Source organism: Cupriavidus sp. 05T313 (assembly GCF_056396665.1).
This window is the reverse complement of sequence record NZ_JBFTLX010000522.1, coordinates 1-1166: the sequence shown is the minus strand read 5'-3', so window position 1 is coordinate 1166 and position 1166 is coordinate 1. Positions and strand designations below refer to the sequence as shown.

Annotated in this window: 2 protein-coding genes; both read left to right on the top strand. The window is 66.4% G+C overall.

Annotated features, from left to right (window positions below; translation table 11 throughout):
- Window positions 1-533 (top strand): cellulose biosynthesis protein BcsD (bcsD, locus tag AC1DKD_RS41420; RefSeq protein ID WP_477144765.1); only part of this gene is annotated, 533 nt, incomplete at its 5' end.
- A gap of 69 nt (window positions 534-602) precedes the next feature.
- On the top strand, window positions 603-1166 hold a 564-nt coding region (bcsP, locus tag AC1DKD_RS41415), incomplete at its 3' end, for a cellulose biosynthesis protein BcsP (RefSeq protein WP_477144764.1).

The following is a 1166-nucleotide window of genomic DNA, read 5'->3' as shown; positions in this document are numbered from 1 at the left end:
GGATAAGCCCGGGCGGTAACAAAATGGGCTTCAACAATAAATATATTTTCGGTGAGTATTTAAAACAGGAACTCGGGGTGAATCAAGCGATTCTTCAGTATTTGACTGAGCRCCATTGCTCATCGCAATGGCGTGACGTCTTGTCAGCGTTGGGCGAGGAACTGGCGGAAAGCATGGATCCGGCGAGCCTGCGCGCCGTCATGTGGCGCGTCGGTGCGCGTTTTGCTCAACGATTCGACCCGGGCGAGTGCGCCACGCTCGCCGAACTGGAACGGGCCATTGCCCAAATCTGGCTGGACGTGGACTGGGGCTGGACCAGCATCGAGGATGCTGGCGGCGCCCTGGTGATCCGGCACTACTGCGCACCGCTGAAGGCGGCGCTCGGAGACGCTGCCGACGACTGGTCACCGGCGTTCCTGGAGGGGGCGTACCAACACTGGTTTCGTATGCTTGGCTCGTCCGAGGCCCTGCGGGTCAGCCAGAGTACGCCGATTGATCCCACCGGATGCGTTGAATTCCGGTTTGGGCGTTGAGGTGCTGCGGTGGTTTGCCGCAGGTCCGCCCCGGCGCACCGCCCTCCATCCTTGCGTGAGTGAGATGCCATGAGTCAATCCGACGATTTGTCCAAGCTGTTCCAACGCTTCGGCGGCAGGACGGAGACGTACAAAGAGATTGTGCGCGAAGACGCCGCGGCGCAAGCGCGCGAGCGCTGGCCGCTGCTGTCGGCTATGCGCGTCGACCGCGCCGCCGTGGTGCCGGCAGTCCAGCCCGCGATGCCGCCCGGGCATGAATTTGCCCGCCCGGCAGCGGAGCCGGCCGCATCGCCCGCGCCACTGTGGCGGGCCGCGGTGCCCGCCAGCGAGCCGCGGCCGGCCGCGGGGCCGGTCCGCGAAAATGTGGGGCATGAAGCGCCTTCGGCCGTGAACACGGCAGTCTCCGGGATGGAGCCCCGATTCCGCACGCCGGAAGGCATGGCGCCTCTGGCGCCGGCCGCGAGGCCGCTCACGCCTGCCGCGCCGGCGCAGGCAATCCCTGCCGCACCGGCAGCGGTGTCAGGCCCCGCGATTCCCGCACCGCAGCAAAGCAGCTTGTGGGCGCCGGTGGATCCGAACCACACCCCCGGCACCGGCACGGAACTGAACAAGGTATTCGCGCGGCTTGAAGGC